General features: G+C 62.9%; 16 protein-coding genes. 9 read left to right on the forward strand and 7 right to left on the reverse strand.

The genetic code is table 11. From position 1 onward, the window contains the following. Positions 1-1,746, reverse strand: coding sequence for an arginine--tRNA ligase (gene argS / locus AB5Y94_RS12525; RefSeq protein WP_244364677.1), 1,746 nt, complete (start codon positions 1,744-1,746; stop codon positions 1-3). A gap of 313 nt (positions 1,747-2,059) precedes the next feature. Here argS and AB5Y94_RS12530 point away from each other — a divergent pair, with 313 nt between their 5' ends. The 3 genes from AB5Y94_RS12530 to AB5Y94_RS12540 all read left to right on the forward strand — a co-directional run bounded on the left by AB5Y94_RS12530 (position 2,060) and on the right by AB5Y94_RS12540 (position 3,987). After that, on the forward strand, positions 2,060-2,626 hold the full coding sequence (locus tag AB5Y94_RS12530; protein ID WP_010635790.1) for an LON peptidase substrate-binding domain-containing protein: 567 nt from the start codon (positions 2,060-2,062) through the stop codon (positions 2,624-2,626). Positions 2,627-2,759: 133 nt separating this feature from the next. Further along, a complete protein-coding gene (locus tag AB5Y94_RS12535) occupies positions 2,760-3,329 on the forward strand; it encodes a sigma-70 family RNA polymerase sigma factor (RefSeq protein ID WP_162519803.1) in 570 nt (189 codons plus the stop codon). Next, positions 3,322-3,987: a ChrR family anti-sigma-E factor gene (locus tag AB5Y94_RS12540; protein WP_368205660.1), complete on the forward strand. Its 666-nt coding sequence runs from the start codon at positions 3,322-3,324 to the stop codon at positions 3,985-3,987. Before AB5Y94_RS12535 ends, AB5Y94_RS12540 begins: the two co-directional genes overlap by 8 nt. A gap of 61 nt (positions 3,988-4,048) precedes the next feature. Here AB5Y94_RS12540 and bacA read toward each other — a convergent pair whose 3' ends face one another. The 6 genes from bacA to galE all read right to left on the reverse strand — a co-directional run bounded on the left by bacA (position 4,049) and on the right by galE (position 10,535). Continuing rightward, complete coding sequence (gene bacA / locus AB5Y94_RS12545; RefSeq protein WP_005306519.1) at positions 4,049-4,864, reverse strand: undecaprenyl-diphosphate phosphatase; 816 nt, start codon at positions 4,862-4,864, stop codon at positions 4,049-4,051. A gap of 192 nt (positions 4,865-5,056) precedes the next feature. Next, positions 5,057-6,067 (reverse strand): aldo/keto reductase, encoded by a 1,011-nt coding sequence (locus AB5Y94_RS12550; protein ID WP_368205662.1) that lies wholly within the window; start codon positions 6,065-6,067, stop codon positions 5,057-5,059. A gap of 98 nt (positions 6,068-6,165) precedes the next feature. After that, positions 6,166-7,158: a galactose-1-epimerase gene (galM, locus tag AB5Y94_RS12555; protein ID WP_368205664.1), complete on the reverse strand. Its 993-nt coding sequence runs from the start codon at positions 7,156-7,158 to the stop codon at positions 6,166-6,168. 64 nt (positions 7,159-7,222) lie between these two features. Further along, positions 7,223-8,371 carry a galactokinase gene (galK, locus tag AB5Y94_RS12560; protein ID WP_005306510.1) on the reverse strand — a complete coding sequence of 383 codons (1,149 nt, stop codon included), beginning with the start codon at positions 8,369-8,371 and terminating at the stop codon, positions 7,223-7,225. Beyond that, on the reverse strand, positions 8,368-9,414 hold the full coding sequence (locus AB5Y94_RS12565) for a UDP-glucose--hexose-1-phosphate uridylyltransferase (RefSeq protein WP_065018501.1): 1,047 nt from the start codon (positions 9,412-9,414) through the stop codon (positions 8,368-8,370). The genes galK and AB5Y94_RS12565 overlap by 4 nt, the downstream gene beginning before the upstream one ends. A gap of 107 nt (positions 9,415-9,521) precedes the next feature. Further along, entirely contained in the window at positions 9,522-10,535 is a 1,014-nt protein-coding gene (galE, locus tag AB5Y94_RS12570) for a UDP-glucose 4-epimerase GalE (RefSeq protein WP_368205666.1), read from the reverse strand. A gap of 205 nt (positions 10,536-10,740) precedes the next feature. Between galE and AB5Y94_RS12575 the strand changes: the two genes are divergently transcribed. The 6 genes from AB5Y94_RS12575 to AB5Y94_RS12600 all read left to right on the forward strand — a co-directional run bounded on the left by AB5Y94_RS12575 (position 10,741) and on the right by AB5Y94_RS12600 (position 20,647). After that, the gene (locus AB5Y94_RS12575; RefSeq protein WP_010635799.1) at positions 10,741-11,745 is read left to right on the forward strand and encodes a substrate-binding domain-containing protein; all 1,005 of its coding nucleotides are present in this window, start codon (positions 10,741-10,743) and stop codon (positions 11,743-11,745) included. A gap of 218 nt (positions 11,746-11,963) precedes the next feature. Further along, positions 11,964-15,041, forward strand: coding sequence for a beta-galactosidase (locus AB5Y94_RS12580; protein WP_368205668.1), 3,078 nt, complete (start codon positions 11,964-11,966; stop codon positions 15,039-15,041). Positions 15,042-15,275: 234 nt separating this feature from the next. Further along, positions 15,276-16,262, forward strand: coding sequence for a galactose/glucose ABC transporter substrate-binding protein MglB (mglB, locus tag AB5Y94_RS12585; protein WP_017781207.1), 987 nt, complete (start codon positions 15,276-15,278; stop codon positions 16,260-16,262). A gap of 52 nt (positions 16,263-16,314) precedes the next feature. After that, on the forward strand, positions 16,315-17,835 hold the full coding sequence (mglA, locus tag AB5Y94_RS12590; protein ID WP_017781206.1) for a galactose/methyl galactoside ABC transporter ATP-binding protein MglA: 1,521 nt from the start codon (positions 16,315-16,317) through the stop codon (positions 17,833-17,835). 16 nt (positions 17,836-17,851) lie between these two features. After that, positions 17,852-18,862: a galactose/methyl galactoside ABC transporter permease MglC gene (gene mglC / locus AB5Y94_RS12595; protein WP_005306488.1), complete on the forward strand. Its 1,011-nt coding sequence runs from the start codon at positions 17,852-17,854 to the stop codon at positions 18,860-18,862. A 51-nt stretch (positions 18,863-18,913) separates the two neighbouring features. Further along, positions 18,914-20,647, forward strand: coding sequence for a methyl-accepting chemotaxis protein (locus AB5Y94_RS12600; protein ID WP_211030608.1), 1,734 nt, complete (start codon positions 18,914-18,916; stop codon positions 20,645-20,647). Positions 20,648-20,830: the final 183 nt, after the last annotated feature.

Raw genomic sequence — 20,830 nt, forward strand, 5'->3', positions numbered from 1 at the left:
TTACATGCGCTCCAGGGTGTGGATGCCCAGTACGCCCAGGCCCAGCTTGAGCACTTTGGCGGTGGCGGCGCACAGCAGCAGACGGCTCTGACGGGTCGCCTCGTCCACGCCATCCTTGTTGATCGGGCAGGCTTCGTAGAAGGTCATGAAGTTGCCGGACAGCTCGTACAGATAGGTACAGAGCAGGTGCGGCATGCCCTTGTCCGCCACGCCGTTGACCGCGTCGGAGAACTGGATCAGCTTCTGGGCCAGGGTCTCTTCCGCTTCCTCGTTCAGGACCACCTTGCCGCCCAGGGTGTCGGCATCGACGCCGGCCTTGCGGAAGATGGACTGGATCCGGGTGTAGGCGTACTGCAGGTAGGGCGCCGTGTTGCCTTCAAACGACAGCATCAGGTCCCAGTCGAAGATGTAGTCGGTGGTGCGGTTCTTGGAGAGATCCGCATACTTGACCGCACCCATGGCGATGGCGTGCACCACCTGGGCCTTCTCCTCGGCGGAGAGGTCGCTGTTGCGGCTCTCCAGCAGGGCGGCGGCGCGCTCTTCTGCCTCATTCAGCAGGTCGACCAGCTTGACGGTACCGCCGGAGCGGGTCTTGTAGGGGCGGCCATCCTTGCCCAGCATCATGCCGAAGGCGTGGTGCTCGAGGGGCACGGATTCCGGCACATAGCCCGCCTTGCGGGTGATGGTCCAGGCCTGCATCAGATGCTGGTGCTGACGGGAGTCGATGAAGTACATCACCCGGTCGGCGCCCAGGGTCTCGTAACGATACTTGGCACAGGCGATGTCGGTGGTGGTGTAGAGGAAGCCGCCATCGCTCTTCTGGATGATGACGCCCATGGGCTCGCCATCCTTGTTCTTGAACTCGTCAAGGAAGACGACGGTGGCGCCTTCGCTCTCGACCGCCAGGCCGCGCGCTTTCAGATCGGCGACGATCTCCGGCAGCATGTCGTTGTACATGGACTCGCCCATGATGTCCTTGTTGGTCAGGGAGACATTCAGGCGGTCGTAGTTGCGCTGGTTCTGCTCCATGGTCATGTCGACCAGCTTCTTCCACATGGTGCGGCAGTACTCATCACCACCCTGCAGCTTGACCACGTAGTTGCGCGCGCGCTCGGCGAACGCTTCGTCTTCGTCGTAGTGACGCTTGGCCTGGGTGTAGAAGGCTTCCAGATCGCGCAGCTCCATGTCGGAGGCGTGCTCGTTGGCCATCTTCTCCAGATAGGCGATCAACATGCCGAACTGGGTACCCCAGTCGCCGATGTGGTTGGCACGCACCACCTTGTGGCCGAGGAACTCGAGGGCGCGGGCAGCCACGTCACCGAGGACGGTGGAGCGGATGTGATGCACCGCCATCTCTTTGGCCACGTTGGGGGCGGAGTAGTCCACCACCACGGTCTGCGGGGCTGGCAGCTTCACGTTGGCGTTGGCGGAGGTCACCATGGCCTCTACCTGACCGGCCAGCCAGCTCGGGTCGAAGAAGAAGTTGATGAAGCCGGGGCCGGCGATCTCGACCTTGGCGATCAGATCGGAGGCAGGCAGGTGCTCGATGATGGCAGCGGCCAGCTCACGGGGATTCTTGCGGGCCGGTTTGGCCAGCAGCATGGCCAGGTTGGTGGCCAGGTCACCGTGAGCCTTCTCCTTGCATCGGTCTACTTGCACGCGGGCTTCCAGGTCCGCCGGCAGGATGCCCGCTGACTTGAGATTGGCTACCGTTTGTTCAAGTAGATGATGAATATGCTCTTTCATAACTGACCACCAAGGTTGCGCGTCGAAAAATGACTGATATATAAGGGCGTGAATTTTACCCGCATCGGCCCGAGAAAACTATAGGGATGACCCGCCGCTCGCGGTCGGGCGGATATTTCACTGCATTTGGCACCAGATCCCAGAATATTGGACGGAAATTACGGTGCTTATCCATTTCTACTGCATATTGAAGCGGCTTGTCCAGGCTATTTTCCCCTGATTGTTAAGGGGTTTTTTATTCCAACTCGTTCTGAATGATCTGCCCCGCCGCCCCGGTCGTATCAACAGGTACCTTTTACCGAGGAATCTGTCGATGAAACTGGCGCTGTTTCCCCTCTCGGCCCACCTGCTGCCCGGTGGCATCATGCCGCTGCGCATCTTCGAGCCCAGATATCAGCGCATGATCGCCGAGGCGGGAGAGCAGGGGTTTGCTATCTGCATGCTGGATCCCCGCCAGCCCGATGCGCTGCGCAACATGTACCCCATCGCCACCCGGGTACGGATCGTCGACTTCGATCAACTGCCGGACGGTCTGCTCGGCATCACAGTGCTCGGCATGGAGCGGGTCAGGATCACCGATCTGTGGCAGGAGTCGGACGGCTTGCGGGTCGGGGAGGTGGACGTGCTGCCCCCCTGGCGCACCGGCCGGCTCAATGCCGACCAGCACTCGTTGGCCAGGGCGCTGCAGGAGGTGTTCAACGACTATCCGGAGTACGCGGCCCTCTATCGCAACCCGGACTGGGACGATGCCAGCTGGGTGGCCCAGCGCTGGCTGGAAGTGTTGCCCATCCCCGTTGAGCAGAAACAGTGGCTGGTGGCGGCGGAAGACAACCAGCCGGCGCTCTCCCTGCTGAGCGGATTGCTGGTCGCCAGCCACTGAGCCGTTTTTGATGGCCGCGCCGGTGATCCTTTTGCCGCGCCGCACGTATTGGCACTCACCACCCTCTTCAAGGCATGGCGCAATGGCATATACTGGCCAATCACAATCGACTCCGTACAGGATATCGCCCCCCATGGATGACCCAGCCGGCGATCTCAAGTCCCTGCTCGTCAGGGTTGCCGAACATGGCGACAAGGTCGCCTTTGCCACCCTGTTCCAGCACTTCGCGCCGCGCATCCGCAGCTATGGGCTGCGCCACCTCGGCAGCGAGGCCAACGCCATGGAGCTGGTGCAGGAGACCATGCTGCTGGTCTGGCAGAAGGCCCGTCTCTACCACCCCGACAAGGGAGCCGCCACCACCTGGATCTACACCGTCATGCGCAACCAGGGCTTCGACATGCTGCGCCGGCGCCGCGCCAGCAAGGAAGAGCTCTGCGCCGAGGAGCTGTGGCCCATGCTGGAGTACAGGGCGGAAGAGGAGCACCTGAGCGGCGGCGAAGACGCGGTGCTGACTCGTCAGATGGCCCACTACCTCGGCACCCTGCCGGAGCCGCAACAGCAGGTGGTGCGCGGCATCTACCTGCAGGAGCTCTCCCAGCAGGAGCTGGCGGACCGGCTCGGCGTGCCGCTCGGCACCATCAAATCCCGCCTCAGACTGGCGTTACAGAAATTGAAGGAACAAGTGGAGCAAGGCCATGATTAAAGCCCATCCCGTTCAGGCCATGTTGCGCGCCTTTGCCGCCGACGAACTGCCCCTGCCGCTGGCCGTCGGCGTCTCCGCCCACTGCGAGCTCTGCCCCGATTGTGCGGCCCGGCTGCGGGCCTGCGAAGAGGAGCTGGCCCGGCAATACCTGACCCCGGCGGAAGAGTGCGAGCCGCTGCCGACTGCGTTCGATGCCATGCTGGCCGGCATACTGCAACAGCCGGTGGCCACTGCGGCTGCGTTGAGTCAGTCGGCGGCGGTTCAGCCCGAGCTGCAGGTGGCGGGCCAGTCGTACCGGTTGCCGCGGGTGCTGGCCCGTCACCACGCCCCCAACTGGCGCCACATCGGCGCGATCCGGCAGGTGAGCCTGCCGCTTGACGAGCAGGGGGCCCGTGCCAGCCTGCTGCACATAGAGGCGGGTGGCCGCATCCCTGAGCACACTCACAAGGGTTATGAGCTGACCCTGCTGCTGGCCGGCACCATCGAAGATGGCGATACCCGCTATCAGGCGGGGGACTTCATCTGGCGCGATGCCAACCACGCCCACAGTCCGCACACGCCGGACGGCTGCCTCTGCTACACGGTGCAGGATGCGCCGGTGCAGTTCACCAAGGGGTTGTCGCGGCTGCTCAACGGCATCAGCCATCGCCTCTACTGAGCCTTGGCGGCAATAAAAAAAGGGACCCTCGGGTCCCTTTTTGCATGGTGCGTTGACCGGATCAGGCCACGAACACCAGGTAGACGGCGAAGGCCACCACGAAGCGGTAGATGGCGAACGGGATGAAGTCGAGGCGACGGATCAGCGCCAGGAAAGTCTTGATGGCGATCATGGCCACCACGAAGGCGGTGACGAAACCCACCGCGAACATGGGGAAGTCGGCCATGGAGAGGAAGTCGCGACTCTTGTAGAGATCCAGTCCGCTGGCCGCCACCATCATGGGCACCGCCAGGATGAAGGAGAACTCGGCCGCCGCCTGACGGCTGATCCCCATCAGCATGCCGCCGCTGATGGTGGCACCGGAGCGGGAGAAGCCAGGCCAGAGTGCCAGGCACTGGAACAGGCCGATGCCGAACGCCTGCTTGTAGCTGATGTCGTCCAGGGTTTCGGAGCGTACCGCCGGGCGGAACTTCTCGGCGATGATCAGCAGGATGCCGCCGGCGACCAGGGCGTACATCACGGTCTGCGGGCCGAACAGATGGGCCTTGATCCAGCTGTGGATGGCGAGGCCGATGACGACGGCGGGCAGCATGCCGAGGATGATGTGCACCAGCGAGAGGGTGGCGTGTCCCTGCGCCGGCTTCTGGCCGAAGTGGATACCGATGAGGCCAAACAGGCGGCGCCAGAACACGGCGACCACCGCCAGGATGGAGCCCATCTGGATCACCACTTCGAAGGTGGCAGCCTTGGGGCCGTCGAAGCCAAGCAGGTGGCCGACGATGATCATGTGGCCGGTGGAGGAGACGGGGAGGAACTCGGTCAGGCCCTCCACTATGCCCAGCACGAAGGCGACAAACAGGGCGTAAGACTCTGTCATGTTTCAGATCTCTTGATTATTGGTCCGGATGAAGTCGGCCCCGAGCCGAGCTAGGGGCGACCAATGATGGAGGAAAATCGGGCGGGCAACCAGTGAATATTGTGTTGGCGCCAGGCCCCGCCGGCGGGATCGACGGCGAGGTCATTGGTTTTCATTCGGGCCTATATGGTGTTCGGCGCTCAGCGGCTCCGATCAGGCGGGACCCTGACCGGCCAGGATCCCCTCGATCTGCAGCAGCAGCGCCGCATCCAGCGGGGGCTGGGCCTGGGCCTCCACCGCGCTGACAATCTGCTGCGGGCTGCTGGCACCGATCAGGGCGCAGCTCACCACAGAGTCGCGCAGGACCCACTGCAGCGCCAGTTGCGACAGCGGTTGGCCCCGCTGCTGCGCCAGCGTGTGCAGGGCCCGGATGGTGGCCAGCTTGCCGACGGTGATCTGCTCGGGCTTGAGGAAGGGGCTGGCACTGGCGGCGCGGGAATCCGCCGGAATGCCCGCCAGGTAGCGATCGCTCAGCAGTCCGCCCGCCAGCGGCGAGAAGGCGACCACCCCCATGCCGTGCTCGCGGCAGACCGGCAGGGTTTCGGCTTCAATATCGCGCTGGAACAGGGAGTATTTGAGCTGGTTGACCAGACAGGGGGTGCCCAGCTCCGCCAGCCGGGCGGCGGCCTGTGCGGCGAGCGGGGCCGGGTAGTTGGAGAGGCCGATGTAGAGCGCCTTGCCCTGACGAACCATCAGCGCCAGCGCCTGACAGGTCTCTTCCAGCGGGGTGCGCGGATCCGGCCTGTGGTGGTAGAAGATGTCCACGTAGTCGAGACCGAGCCGGCGCAGGCTCTGGTGCAGACTGGCAAACAGGTATTTGGCGCTGCCGCCGTCGCCATAGGGGCCATCCCACATCACATAACCCGCCTTGCTGGCGATGATGAGCTCGTCTCGATAGGGCGCCAGGCTCCCCTTGAGCAGCCTGCCGAAGGTTTGCTCGGCCGACCCCGGCGGCGGCCCGTAGTTGTTGGCCAGATCGAAGTGGGTGATGCCCAGATCGAACGCCTGGTGCACCATGGCTTTCGCGGTGGCGGGATCGCACTCGGCGCCGAAGTTGTGCCAGAGGCCGAGAGCTATGCCGGGCAGGCGCAGGCCGTGGCGACCGGCGGGTCGATAGGGCTGGCGCTGGTAGCGGTCGGGGGCGGCGAGGTAGTGATCATCCATAACGACTCCTTGCGTGGACTTGTTTGCGAGCAGAGGCGAGGGGTGACCCCGGTCCCTCTTCGCTCGGCATGTCTGGGTGGGAGAAGAGGGGGCCGGGGTCAGCTGGTGGCGATAAAGCGGTAACGGGTCTGATGGCGGTAGGTCTGCCCCGGCAACAGCCAGGGATCCCCCAGCTCGGGCCGGTTGGGGCTGTCGGGCAGCTGCTGGGCCTCCAGGCAGAAGCCGTCGTAATCCCGATGGAGCCGGCCATCGCGTGCCGGCGTATTGGCCAGCCAGTTGCCGGTGTAGAACTGCAGCGAGGGCTGGTTGGTGTAGACCTCCATCGCCAGCTGGCGATCCCCCGAGACCACCCGGGCAGCCCACTCGGCGCTTGGCCCGTTGAGCACAAAGGCGTGATCATACCCCTTGGCCTGTTGCTGCTGGGGGTGGCTCAGCCAATCTTGTCCGATCAGGCGTTCGTGGCGCAGATCGAACGGCCCCTCCACCGGTGCGATCGCGAGCGGTAGCCCGCTCGGGTCGGTCGGCAGGAAACGGTCGGCATTGAGGCGGATGAGGTGATCGCGCACATCGCCGCCGGTGGCTTGCCCATCGAGATTGAAGTAGGTGTGGCTGGTGAGGCTGACCGGGGTCGCGGCATCCGTGCTGGCGACGAAATCCACCACCAGATCGCACTGCTCCAGCCGGTACTCCAGCGTGACCCGCAGGTTGCCGGGAAAACCCTGATCCCCCGCTCGGGAAAGCAGGGTCAGCCTGACCCGGTCCGCCTCTCGCTCCTTGATCTGCCAGTGCTGGCGATGAAACCCCGCCCGCCCGCCGTGCAGGCAGTGGGGCGGCTGGTTGGCATCCAGTGGCCAGCGCTGGCCGTCGCGCAGCAGCTCGGCGTTGCCGATGCGGTTGGCAAAGCGCCCCGCCACCGCCCCCAGCCACACCTGCTGAGCGGGGTAGACCTCATCGGCGCAGCCCAGCAGCACTTCGCGGCGCCCGCCCGCCACCGGCAGGGTGAGGGAGGTGAGGGTAGCGCCGAAGTTGAGGCCGCGCAGGCGCAGCCCCTCCTCGTTTTCCAGCTCGAACGGGATCATGGCATCGCTCATAGTTTGCCTGCACCGGCGTTGCCGAGCCGGCAGACATGGCCGTCGGCCTGCATCATAAATGGGCTCATAGTTTTCCCGCCCCCGCGCTGGCGCGGCAGACGTAGCTGTCGGCCTTGAGGCCGAAGCGGGCCGGGTACTCGGCATCGACCGCGGCGATCACCTCGGCCACTTTCTCTGGGCGCAACAGGGCGACCACGCAGCCACCGAAGCCGCCACCGGTCATCCGTACGCCGCCCTCGGTACCGATCCTGGCCTTGATGATCTCCACCAGACCGTCGATGGCGGGCACGGTGATCTCGAAGTCATCGCGCATGGCGGCGTGGGAGTCGGCCATCAGCTCGCCGAGGCGTACCAGATCCCCCTGCGCCAGCGCATCGGCGGCGGCCAGGGTGCGGCTGTTGTCGCCCACCACGTGACGGGCACGTCGGTAGCAGACCTCATCCAGCCCGGCCTTGCCCGCTTCCAGCGCCGCCAGATCGAGATCGCGCAGCGCCTTGACCCCGTAGTGACGGGCGGCGGCTTCGCACTGCTGGCGACGGGTGTTGTATTCGCTGTCCACCAGGCCGCGACGGACGTTGGAGTTGACGATCAGCACCGCCAAATCGGTAGGCATGGGGATGAGCCGGGTTTCCAGCGAGCGGCAGTCGAGCAGCAGGGCGTGATCCTGTTTGCCGCTGGCGGAGATCATCTGGTCCATGATGCCGCAGTTGCAGCCGACGAACTGGTTCTCCGCCTGCTGGCCGTTGAGGGCAATCTCGGCCTGGCTGATGGTGAGCCCCAGCGCCTCCTTGAAGGCCTGGCCGATGGCCACCTCCAGCGAGGCGGAAGAGGAGAGGCCGGCCCCCTGCGGCACGTTGCCGGAGACCACCAGATTGAGGCCGCGCAGGGGATAGCCCCGCTCCTGCAGGTACTTCACCACCCCGCGGATGTAGTCGCTCCAGCGCTGGTCGGCATGATGATTGATGGGTTGGCCGAGATCGAACAGGTCGCGCTGGTTGCCGTAGTCGGCGGCGACCACGTGCACCAGGCTGTCATCGCGCAGGCCGATGGCGACGCAGGTCTCGTAGTCGATGGCGCAGGGCAGCACGAAGCCGTCGTTGTAGTCGGTGTGCTCGCCGATGAGGTTGACGCGGCCGGGGGCCCGCACCAGCAGGTCGGGTTGTTGCTCAAACTGCTCGGCAAACACGGCGCTGACGCGCTGGCTCGGGGTCATGGGGTCACCTCATTGGCTTTGTAATGAACGGGGGAAAGGGTACGCAGGCGCTCCGCGGCTTGCTCCGGAGTCAGGTCGCGCTGGGTCTCGGCCAGCATCTCGAAGCCCACCATGAATTTGCGCACCGTGGCGGAGCGCAGCAGGGGCGGATAGAAGTGGGCGTGCAGTTGCCACGCCTCTGGGCAGTCGGAGCGGGGCGGGGCAAAGTGCCAGCCCATGGAGTAGGGGAAGCTGCACTCGAACAGGTTGTCGTAGCGGCTGGTGAGCTCCTTGAGCGCGATGGCCAGATCCTGCTGCAGCTCGGGGGTGAGGTCGAGCAGAGAGGGGACATGGCGTTTGGGCAGCAGCAGGGTTTCGAACGGCCAGGCCGCCCAGAAGGGCACTACCGCCAGCCAGTGTTCGGTCTCCACCACGATGCGGGAGCGATCCTGCAGCTCCCGCTCCACGTAGTCGACCAGCAGCGGGCGGCCGTGCTCCGCCAGCCAGGCGCGCTGGTGCTGCTCTTCGCGGGCAATTTCATTGGGCAGGAAGTCGCTGCCCCACAGCTGACCGTGGGGATGCGGGTTGGAGCAGCCCATGACGGCGCCCTTGTTTTCAAACACCTGCACCCACTCCCACTGGGCCGACAGCTCGGCTACCTGCTCCATCCAGGTGGTGATCACCTTCTCGATGGCGGGCAGAGGCAGCTCGGGCAGAGTCTTGCCGTGATCCGGCGAGAAGCAGATGACCCGGCTGGTGCCGCGAGCGGCTTCCAGCTTGAGCAGGGGATCCTGCTCGCCACTGGCGGCCGGGGTGTCCTGCATCAGGGCGGCGAAGTCGTTGGTAAAGACGAAGGTATCCCGATAGTCGGGATTCTGGTCGCCGGTGACGCGCTTGTTGCCGGCACAGAGGAAGCAGTCGGGGTCATGGGCCTGGCTCGGTGCCTGGCTCACCTTCTCGACCTGGCCCTGCCAGGGGCGCTTGGCCCTGTGGGGGGAGACCAGCACGTATTGACCGGTCAGCGGGTTGAAACGACGGTGGGGGTGATCAACCGGGTTGAACATCATCACTCCTCAAGCTCAATAAAAGAAAATGCGGGCAGTTGATGAGGGCGGGGGCGCCTCTCATCTGTGGCCCTTCCCCCACAAGGGAGAAGGGAGCAAAACGGGCATCACGCCTCATACCCCTGCGGGTTGGCGGATTGCCAGCGCCAGCTGTCGGCGCACATGGCGGCCAGATCCCGCCGGGCACGCCAGCCCAGCTCGCGCTCGGCCCTGGCGGGATCGGCCCAGCATTCGGCGATGTCGCCCGGGCGTCTTGGTTCGATGCGATAGGGCAAGGGGCGACCGCTGGCCGCCTCGAACGCCGCCACCATCTGCAGCACGCTCTGACCCTGGCCCGTGCCCAAGTTGTAGACGTGCACGCCGCCCTTGTTGGCGCAGTGCTGCAGCGCCTTGACGTGCCCTTCGGCGAGATCCATCACGTGGATGTAGTCGCGCACGCCAGTGCCGTCGACGGTGGGGTAATCGTTACCAAAGACGGAGAGGCAGTCGCGCCGGCCGATGGCGACCTGGGTCAAAAACGGCATCAGGTTGTTGGGGATCCCTTGGGGATCTTCCCCCATGGTGCCCGACTCGTGGGCGCCGACCGGGTTGAAGTAGCGCAGCAGGGTCATGCTCCAGTGCGGTTCGGCCCGCTGCAGATCCTCGAGGATCTCTTCGATGATCAGCTTGGATCGGCCGTAGGGATTGGTGGCACTGCGCGGGAAATCTTCCCGGATGGGCGTGCTGGCCGGGTCACCGTAGACGGTGGCCGACGAGCTGAACACCAGGTTGTGGACGCCGGCCCGCTTCATCGCCTGCAGCAATACCAGGGTGCTGCTCAGGTTGTTCTCGTAGTAGTCGAGGGGGATGCGGGTGGACTCGCCGACCGCCTTGAGGGCGGCGAAGTGGATCACGGCATCGATCCTTTGCTCGCTGAAGATGCGATCCAGCAGGAGCGGGTCACGGATGTCCCCCCGATAGAAGCGGGGCTCGCGCCCGCTGATGGCGGCGATGCGGGCCAGTACGCCGGCCTTGCTGTTGCAGAGGTTGTCCACCACCACGGGCTCCATGCCGGCCGCCTGCAGTGCCAGGCAGGTGTGGCTGCCGATGTAACCGCAGCCGCCGGTGACCAGTACTTTCATCCTCATCTCCACGCTCAAAAAAAGCCTGTGAAGGAGTCTAGCCGAGGGGCTGGCGGGCAAACTGTGAACTGGCTAACAAATACGTGTAAACGATTACACTTGTTTTGGTGGTCATCATTTCAGCAATATGGCTTTTCCCCATGTTATCAGTGACATTGCTCGGTATAATGGCCTAGTCCCGAACCGTGAAATAAGTGAAAACAGCATGAGTACCATCAAGGATGTCGCCCGTTTGGCCAACGTATCGGTGGCAACGGTTTCACGGGTGATGAACAACTCACCCAAGGCCAGCGCAGCCTCCCGCGAGGTGGTGTTGAAAGCCATGGCCGAACTGGGCTACACCCCCAATGCCAACGCACGGGCATTGGTCAGTCAGACCTGCGACACCATGGGCGTGCTGGTGGGCGATGTGGCGGATCCCTTCTTCGGCGCCCTGGTCAAGGGGGTCGCCGCGGTGGCGGTGGAACAGGGGCTGCACCTGTTGATGGGTAATGGTTTTCACACGGCACGGCAGGAGCGCGAATCCATCGAGCTGCTGATCGGCAAGCGCTGCGAGGCGCTGGTGGTGCACAGCAAGGCGCTGAGCGATGAGGAGTTGATCGACTATGCGTTGCGGGTGCCCGGCATGGTGCTGATCAACCGCGACATCCCGGCACTCAAGGGGCGCTGCATCGCCCTCAACAACCGGCAGGGGGCCGCCACGGCGACCCGGCATCTGCTGGAGCTGGGCCACCGTCACATCGCCTTCCTGAGCTCCGATCACGCCATCGAGGATGCCATCCTGCGGCTGCAGGGCTATCAGGATGCGCTGGCCGAGGCGGGCGTGCGCGCCGACCCCGAGCTGGTGGAGAGCGGCATGCCCAACGAGGAGGGCGGCGAGCGGGCCATGCTCAACCTGCTGGCCAAGGGGCTGCCCATCACGGCCGTGGTGGCCTACAACGATGCCATGGCGGCGGGTGCCATCTCGGTGCTGGCGGACAACGGCCTCAAGGTGCCGGAGGAGGTGTCGGTGGTGGGCTTCGATGACATCATCTACGCCAGATACCTGAGACCCAAGCTCTCCACCATGCGCTATCCCATCGAACTGATGGCAGCCCAGGCGGCCAAGCTGGCCCTGCAGCTGGCAGCGGGCGAAAGCGAGGTGGTACAGAGCCGCATTTACACCCCGACCCTGATCAACCGCCACTCGGTGGCGCCCGTTCGAAGCTGATCCCTTTCATTTACCTCCGTTTATCGCTCCGGATCGCCGTTTTTGAGGCGCGTGATCCGGAGCCTTGGTCTTTTACCTGCATTTAGCGCATTTTTACTCTGTTTTACTTAACAAATTCAGTGTAATCGTTTACATCTGTGTGAGCGGGATCGCCGATCACTGGGCAAATCTCCCCTACACTGCATACGTTTTCGGCGTTCATGCAGGGAGAGAGACGAATGCTCAGGGAGATAGTGGCCCGTCAGGACTGGCAGACCCAGGCGATTACCGCAGTGAATAGGCTGCCCGCCCATACCCCCTTGTTCAGCTGGCGCAGAGAGGCCGAGGCGCGTGATGATCTCGCCTCGCCTTCGCGCACCCTGCTGGATGGGGAGTGGCGCTTCTCCTTCTTCGCGGCGCCCGAGTTGGTGCCGGAGCAGTGGCTGGCACAGGATCTGGCCGATTCCTGTCCCATCCAGGTGCCAGGCAACTGGCAGCTGGATGCGGCCTACCCAGGGTTGCGGCCTGTGACCGACGTGCCCATCTACACCAACATCAAGTATCCCTTCCCGTGCGATCCACCGCGGGTGCCGGCAGAGAATCCTACCGGCTGCTACTCCCGCGAGTTCAGCGTGCCGACCGACTGGCTCACCAGCGGCCAGACCCGGATCATCTTCGACGGGGTGGACAGCGCTTTTCACCTCTTCTGCAACGGTCGCTGGGTCGGTTACTCCCAGGACAGCCGGCTGCCTGCCGAATTTGACCTGACCTCTTTCCTCTGCCGTGGTGACAACCGGCTGGCAGTGCTGGTGCTGCGCTGGTCCGACGGCTCCTATCTGGAAGATCAGGACATGTGGCGCATGAGCGGCATCTTCCGCTCCGTCAGCCTGCTGCACAAACCGGCTCGTCATCTGATGGATATCCGGGTAACGCCCGAGCTCGATGCCTGCTACCGGGACGCCCGCCTCAAGATCGCATTGCAGGTAGCCAATGGGACCGGCCTGTCGGTGGAGATCAGCCTCTATGACGGCGGCGAGCGGGTGGCGACCCTGTGCCAGCCGATCGGCACGCAAGCCATTGACGAGAAAGGGGCGTATGACGATCGTGCCGAGTGCTGGCTCGAGGTCGCGACCCCGCGCAAATGGAGCGCCGAGACCCCCCACCTTTATCGCCTCACCCTGACCCTGCTGGACGAGCAGGGGGAACCCATCGAGAGCGAAGCCTGTGACGTGGGCTTTCGGGCGGTGGAGATCCGTGGCGGCCTGCTGCGGGTCAATGGTCAGCCGCTGCTGATCCGTGGCGCCAACCGCCACGAGCACCACCCCGCAACGGGGCACGTGGTGACCCCTGCGGCCATCGAGCAGGATCTGCTGTTGATGAAGCGGCACAACTTCAACGCGGTGCGCTGCTCTCACTACCCCAATCACCCCGAGCTTTATCGGCTGTGCGACCGGCTCGGTCTCTATGTGGTGGACGAGGCGAACCTAGAGACCCACGGCATGACCCCCATGGGGCGGCTGGCGCGGGATCCCGCCTGGAGCAACACCTTCCTGGAGCGGGTGACCCGCATGGTGGCTCGCGACTTCAATCACCCCAGCATCATCATCTGGTCCCTTGGCAACGAGTCGGGTTACGGCCCGGCCCACGATGCCATGTATGGCTGGGTCAAGCGGGCGGATCCGAGCCGTCCGGTGCAATACGAAGGGGGCGGGGCCGGTACGCCGGCCACCGACATCATCTGCCCCATGTATGCCCGCCCCCATCAGGATCAACCTTTCCCGGCGGTGCCCAAGTGGGCGCTGGCCAAGTGGATCGGCCTGCCGGGGGAGAGCCGCCCGCTGATCCTGTGTGAATACGCTCACGCCATGGGCAACAGCCTGGGGGGCTATGCCCACTACTGGCAGGCATTTCGCGATCATCCTCGGTTGCAGGGTGGCTTCGTCTGGGATTGGGTCGATCAGGGATTGGACAAGCTGACCGATGACGGTCGCCACTTCTGGGCCTATGGCGGTGATTTCGGCGATACCCCGAATGATCGCCAGTTCTGCTGCAATGGTCTGGTTTTCCCCGACCGTACCCCCCATCCCGCCCTGTTTGAGGCAAAACGTGCCCAGCAGCCCCTCGTGCTGACCTTGCAACACCGCCAGCCGCTGACGGTCGAGATCCGCAGCGAATACCTGTTTCGCGAGACGGATAACGAGACTCTGCAGTGGCGGTTGTGCGAAGACGGCGTGGTGGTGAGCCAGGGTGAATGCCCACTCACCCTGGCGCCGCAGGGGAGTGTGACGCTGACCCTGCTGGAGCGGTTGCCGGCCTTTGCGCCGGGGGCGCTCGCCTGGCTGGACCTCGCCATCGTGCAGCCCGCCGCCACGCCCTGGTCAGTGGCCGGTCACGAGGTGGCGCGCCAGCAATGCATGTTGCCCGCGCCGCTGGCGCTGCCCATCGTCCGCACGCCGGCCACCTTCATCGAGCTGGCGGATGGCTGGCAGATCCGGGCGGCCAACAGCGAGTGGCGGCTGGACAAGACCAGCGGCCGCGTCCAAAGCTGGCACAAGCTGGGCCGCGAGCAGCTGAAGGAGGCCATCGCCGATCACTTCTACCGGGCACCGCTCGACAACGACATCGGTACCAGCGAGGCGGACCACGCCGATCCCAACGCCTGGATCGCTCGCTGGCAGGAGGCCGGGCTCAATGAGTTGCAGCATCGCTGCCTCGATATGGTAGTGAGCCCTGACCAAGGGGTTGTGACGGTACGCCACGGTTACTTCGTCGGCGATACGCTCAAGCTGCTGACCCGCTGGCGCCACCAGTTCGATCAGGATGGGGCCATGCGCCTCGCCATCGAGGTGGAGGTGGCGGCCGAGATGCCCTCTCTGCCGCGTATCGGCGCCCGGCTCTGGCTGACCGGCGAGGTGCTGGCGACAGGGGAGGAGGTGAGCTGGCTGGGGCGCGGTCCGCACGAGAACTATCCGGATCGCCTGCTGGCTGCCGACCTCGGTCGCTGGCAGTCGTCGCTCGATGCGCTGCACACCGCGTATGTGTTCCCGACCGACAACGGGCTGCGCTGTGACACCCGTCAGCTGCGATTCGGCTCCGTCGAGGTCGAGGGGCTGTTTCATTTCAGCCTGAGCCGTTTCAGTCAGCAGCAGCTGGCCCTGGCTCGTCACCAGACCGATCTGGTGGCCGCAGGCGGGATCCATCTCTGTCTGGATGGTTTTCATATGGGGATTGGGGGGGATGACTCCTGGAGCCAGAGCGTACGACCGGAATATTGGCTGCAACCAGGCAGCTACTATTGGAACTGTGTTCTACGCTGAACCTGAGCGATTGCTTAATAAGAAAGAGTTCCGTTCGGAGCCTTAGTGTCACCAGTCAAGCATAACTATATGATTTTTAATTGATTTATTGCTATGTAACAGAGTGTAAACGTTTTCATTTTGTTGTCATGATCACAGAACGACTTACAACAAACTGATTACATTAGGCTGGCGCCAGTTCACTTGGTGTACAGCATTCCCTACAAAAACAGATAGAGAGATCGGAGCATAACAATGAAAAAGATCACGACCATTGCCGCCGTACTGATGAGCCTGATGGCAGGAGCCACCGCCCATGCCGAAACCCGCATCGGGGTGACAGTCTACAAATACGACGACAACTTCATGGCGGTAGTGCGCAAGGCAATCGAGAAGGAAGCGGCGGCCAACCCGGGGGTGGAGCTGCTGATGAACGACTCCCAGAATGACCAGTCCAAGCAGAACGACCAGATCGACGTGCTGCTGGCCAAGGGGGTGAAGGCGCTGGCCATCAACCTGGTTGACCCGGCGGCGGCCCCGGTCGTGATCGAGAAAGCCCGTGGCGAGGACGTGCCCGTGGTGTTCTACAACAAGGAGCCCAATGCCGCCGATCTGGCCAGCTATGACAAGGCCTACTACGTGGGTACCGATTCCAAGGAGTCTGGCATCATCCAGGGTCAGCTGATCGCTAAGCACTGGAAAGCCAACCCGGCCTGGGATCTCAACAAGGATGGCGTCATCCAGTACGTGCTGCTGAAGGGCGAGCCGGGTCACCCGGATGCCGAAGCCCGTACCACCTACGTCATCAAGACCCTGAACGATGGCGGCATCAAGACAGAGCAGCTGCACATGGATACCGGTATGTGGGATACCGCCATGGCCAAGGACAAGATGGACGCCTGGATCTCCGGCCCGAACGCCAACAAGATCGAAGTGGTCATCGCCAACAACGATGGCATGGCGATGGGCGCCGTGGAGTCGCTGAAGGCTCAGGGCAAGACCGCCATCCCGGTGTTCGGCGTGGACGCACTGCCTGAAGCGCTGGCGCTGGTCAAAAGCGGTGCCATGGCCGGTACCGTGCTGAACGATGCCGCCAACCAGGCCAAGGCAACCTACGAGCTGACCAAGAACCTGGCTGAAGGAAAACCGGCTGGTGAAGGCACCAGCTGGAACATCGTCAACAAGGTCGTGCGTGTTCCCTACGTCGGCGTAGACGCAGACAACCTGTCCAAATTCGAATAATTCCCTCCTCCAGGGCAAGGGAGATCCCTTGCCCTTTTTTCAACCAGATGTGATGGCTGATATGACAACACAGCAACAATCAGAATGGCTGTTGGAGATGATTGGCGTCAGTAAGAGCTTTCCTGGCGTCAAGGCACTCGATAATGTCAATTTACGGGTCCGTCCTCATTCTGTGCATGCGTTGATGGGCGAGAACGGGGCAGGAAAATCGACGCTGCTCAAGTGCTTGTTCGGCATTTACGAGAAGGATGAGGGCAAGATCTTCTTCAAGGGGCAGGAGATCAACTTCACCTCCTCCAAGGAGGCGCTGGAGAACGGTGTCTCCATGGTGCATCAGGAGCTGAACCTGGTATTGCAGCGCTCCGTGATGGACAACATGTGGCTCGGTCGCTATCCCACCAAGGGGCTGTTCGTCGACCACGGCAAGATGTATCAGGACACCAAGCATATCTTCGACGAGCTGGACATCGACATAGACCCGCGGGTCAAGGTCGGTACCCTCTCCGTCTCCCAGATGCAGATGATCGAGATCGCCAAGGCGTTCTCCTACGATGCCAAGATCGTCATCATGGACGAACCCACCTCCTCGCTGACCGAGAAAGAGGTGAGCCACCTCTTCAAGATCATCAACAAGCTCAAGGAGAAGGGGTGCGGCATCGTCTACATCTCCCACAAGATGGAAGAGATCTTCCAGCTCTGTGATGAGATCACCATATTGCGGGATGGCCAGTGGGTGGCGACCCAGCCGCTCAAGGGCATGACCATGGATCAGATCATCGGCATGATGGTCGGTCGCGAGCTCACCCAGCGCTTCCCGGAGAAGACCAACCAGCCGAAAGAGGTGATCCTCGAGGTCGAGCACCTGACGGCGAAAAACCAGCCCTCCATACAGGACATCACCTTCAACCTGCACAAGGGGGAGATCCTCGGGGTGGCCGGGTTGGTGGGGGCCAAGCGGACCGACATCGTCGAGACCCTGTTCGGCATTCGTGACCGCAGCGAGGGGTCCATCAAGCTGCACGGCAAAGAGGTGGCCAACCACAACGCCCACGAGGCGATCCGCAACGGCTTTGCGCTGGTGACCGAGGAGCGCCGCTCCACCGGCATCTATTCGCGCCTCGACATCGCCTTCAACTCCCTGATCGCCAACATGGACAACTACAAGGGCTCCATGGGGCTGCTCAGCGACAACAAGATGAAGAGCGACACCCAGTGGGTCATCGACTCCATGCGGGTCAAGACGCCGACCCAGCAGACCCAGATCGGCTCCCTCTCCGGGGGCAACCAGCAGAAGGTGATCATCGGCCGCTGGCTGCTGACCCAGCCGGAGATCCTGATGCTGGACGAACCGACCCGCGGCATCGACGTGGGGGCCAAGTTCGAGATCTACCAGCTCATCCTGGAGCTGGCGAAGAAGGACAAGGGCATCATCATCATCTCGTCGGAAATGCCCGAACTGCTCGGCATCACGGATCGCATCATGGTGATGAGCAATGGCCGGGTCGCCGGGATCGTTAATACCAAAGAAACTGACCAGAGCGAGATACTGCGCCTGGCATCTCTGTACCTCTAGAGACAGGAAGACATTTATGGAGTCGGCTAAAAATTTCAATCTGATGCGGGCGCTCAAGGAGAACGGCATCTACGTGGTGCTGCTGGTGCTGCTCATGATCATCGTGATCAAGGAACCCTCCTTCCTGAGTCTCACCAACTTCAGCAACATCCTGACCCAGTCTTCGGTGCGGGTCATTATCGCGCTCGGGGTGGCTGGCATCATCATCACCCAGGGTACGGATCTGTCGGCCGGTCGTCAGGTCGGCTTGGCGGCGCTCATCGCGGCGACCATGCTGCAGGCGCTGACCAACGTCAACAAGGTGTTCCCAAGCCTGGGCGAAGTGCCCATTCCGGTGGTGATCCTGCTGGTGTGCGCGGTGGGGGCCCTGATTGGCCTGGTCAACGGCCTCATCGTGGCCTATCTGAACGTCACCCCGTTCATTACCACCCTGGGCACCATGATCATCGTCTACGGCATCAACTCCCTCTACTTTGACTCGGTAGGGGCTTCGCCGGTGGCCGGCTTCGATCCTCGCTTCTCGAGCTTCGCGCAGGGGTTCATCAAGCTGGGCGGGTTCAAGCTATCCTATCTGACCTTCTATGCCGCCATCGCCAGCGTGTTCGTCTGGGTACTGTGGAACAAGACCCGCTTTGGCAAGAACATCTTCGCCATCGGCGGCAACCCGGAAGCAGCCAAGGTCTCCGGCGTCAACGTGGCGGTCAACCTGGTGATGATCTATGCGCTGGCGGGGGTCTTCTACGCCTTCGGTGGCATGCTGGAAGCGGGCCGGATCGGCAGCGCCACCAACAACCTCGGCTTCATGTACGAGCTCGATGCCATCGCTGCCTGCGTGGTGGGCGGGGTGTCGTTTGCGGGTGGCGTGGGTACGGTCGCAGGGGTGATCACCGGCGTGCTCATCTTCACCCTGATCAACTATGGTTTGACCTATATCGGCGTCAGCCCTTACTGGCAGTTCATCATCAAGGGCGGCATCATCATTCTGGCGGTGGCACTGGACTCCATGAAGTACGCCAAGAAGAAATAACGATTGGCAGGGAGGGCTGGCAGTGCCGGCCCTCTCTTCTGGAGGGATCCCATGCCATTCAAGGTCAAGATTTACGTCCTGTTGCTGCTGGCCATCCTGGTCACCATAGGTACCGCCTGGTTCAGCGTCAATCACTTCATCAGCGCCTACATCCGCACTCAGGCGACCCAGAACATCAACGAACAGATCTCCCTGGTCAAAGAGAAGCTGGCCGGCGACATCAATCAGAAAATCCTGCTGGCAGCCAACCTCAACTTCGGGGTGACCAACGTCAAGAAGACGCTGGAAGAGACCGGCTTTCACAACATCGTCAAGGTGATCGGCGACATGGCGTTCGACGTGAGCGGCGTCATCAACGATGCGGCCAAGGTTGACGCGCTGCGCAAGCTTATCCCTGCCGCCAACAACCAGATCACCGTCAGCCCGCTGCAGCAGGTGGACGGCAAGCCCGTCATCTCGATTCTGGTGCCGCGCGGTGCCGACTCTGCCTACCTTTATTACCTCGATATGAGCGAGTTCAAGAACCTGCTGGCCAGCGTCAGTGGCGAGGGGCGCTACTTCTCCCTGACCGATGGTCAGGGCAATGTGCTCTACAGCAGCAAGCCGCAGGGAGAGAGCGAGGCTCGCCCCAATTCGCTGGATATTCGCGGCAGCAGCTGGACCCTGACCGGCTACATAGATCTCGATTACATCCGCACCATGACCCAGGCACTCAACGGCCAGATCATCATGGCGCTGCTCGGGGTGGCCGTGGTGGTGATGGTGCTCGCCGTGCTGGCGCTCAATGTGGCCTATCGCCCGATACTCTCGCTGCGGGACCTGGTGCTGGAGCTCTCTCGCGGTAGCGGCGATCTGACCCGCCGACTGGCGGTGACCAGCAAGGATGACCTCGGTCAGATCTCGGCCGGTATCAACCGCTTCATCGAGCGGCTGCAGGAGATGATGAACGAGGTACGCCAGGCCAGCGACCAGCTCAATAGCGGCATTGCCGGATTGGCCAGCCAGACCGGTGCTGCCCAGTCCCTGCTGGCGGATCATGTGCGGGAGACCGAGCAGGTGGTGACCGCCATCAACGAGATGAGTCGCACCGCGGTCTCCGTCTCGGAGAGCGCGGCCAGCACGGCCCAGCTCACCGGCCAGAGCCAGCAACTGGCGAGCCAGTCCCGTCAGGTGGTCGATCAGGCCATGGCCAGCGTGATGGCGCTGGTGGATGAGGTGGAAACCACCGCCTGTTCCATCGAGGCCATGCAGCAGGATGTGCAGCAGATTGGCTCGGTGCTCGGGGTCATCGGCAGCATAGCCGAGCAGACCAACCTGCTGGCCCTCAACGCCGCCATCGAGGCAGCCCGTGCTGGCGAGCAGGGGCGCGGTTTTGCGGTGGTGGCCGATGAGGTGCGTTCACTCGCCGCCCGTACCCAGCAGAGTACGGCAGAGATCCAGACCATGCTGGCCAGCCTGCAGCAGGGGACCCGGACCGTGGTGAATGCCATGAGCAATACCAAGCAGAGTTGTCAGGGTGCCGCCGAGAACACCACTCGAGTCAACGAGTCACTGGATCTGATGGCGGGCGAGGTGGTGGAGATCAACGATCTCATCAGCTATATCGCCACGGCTGCGGAGCAGCAGAGCGCGGTAGCCGAGGAGATCAATCGCAACATGAGCGCCATTGCCGAGGTGATCCGCCAGCTGACCCACAACGGCGAGGCGACGGTGGCCAGTGCCGGCTCGATGCAGCAGACCTATGACAGGTTGCGGGAGATTGTGGGGCACTTCCGGCTGGAATGAGCGGGTAGAAAGGTAGGCCGAGGTAAAAATGGTCAAAAAAGATGGGGGCGACTTGCGTCGCCCCCGATAGTCTTATCGCTCATATCCTTGAACGAAGTTGCTCCCTGCAATCCCTGACTATACCTCTTCCTTTAGGTTTCCCCTTCCCAATCCTTTGGGGTGTCCTTTAGCCATCATGGCCTG

The organism is Aeromonas sp. s5 (assembly GCF_040907865.1).
Lineage (GTDB): Bacteria > Pseudomonadota > Gammaproteobacteria > Enterobacterales > Aeromonadaceae > Aeromonas > Aeromonas dhakensis.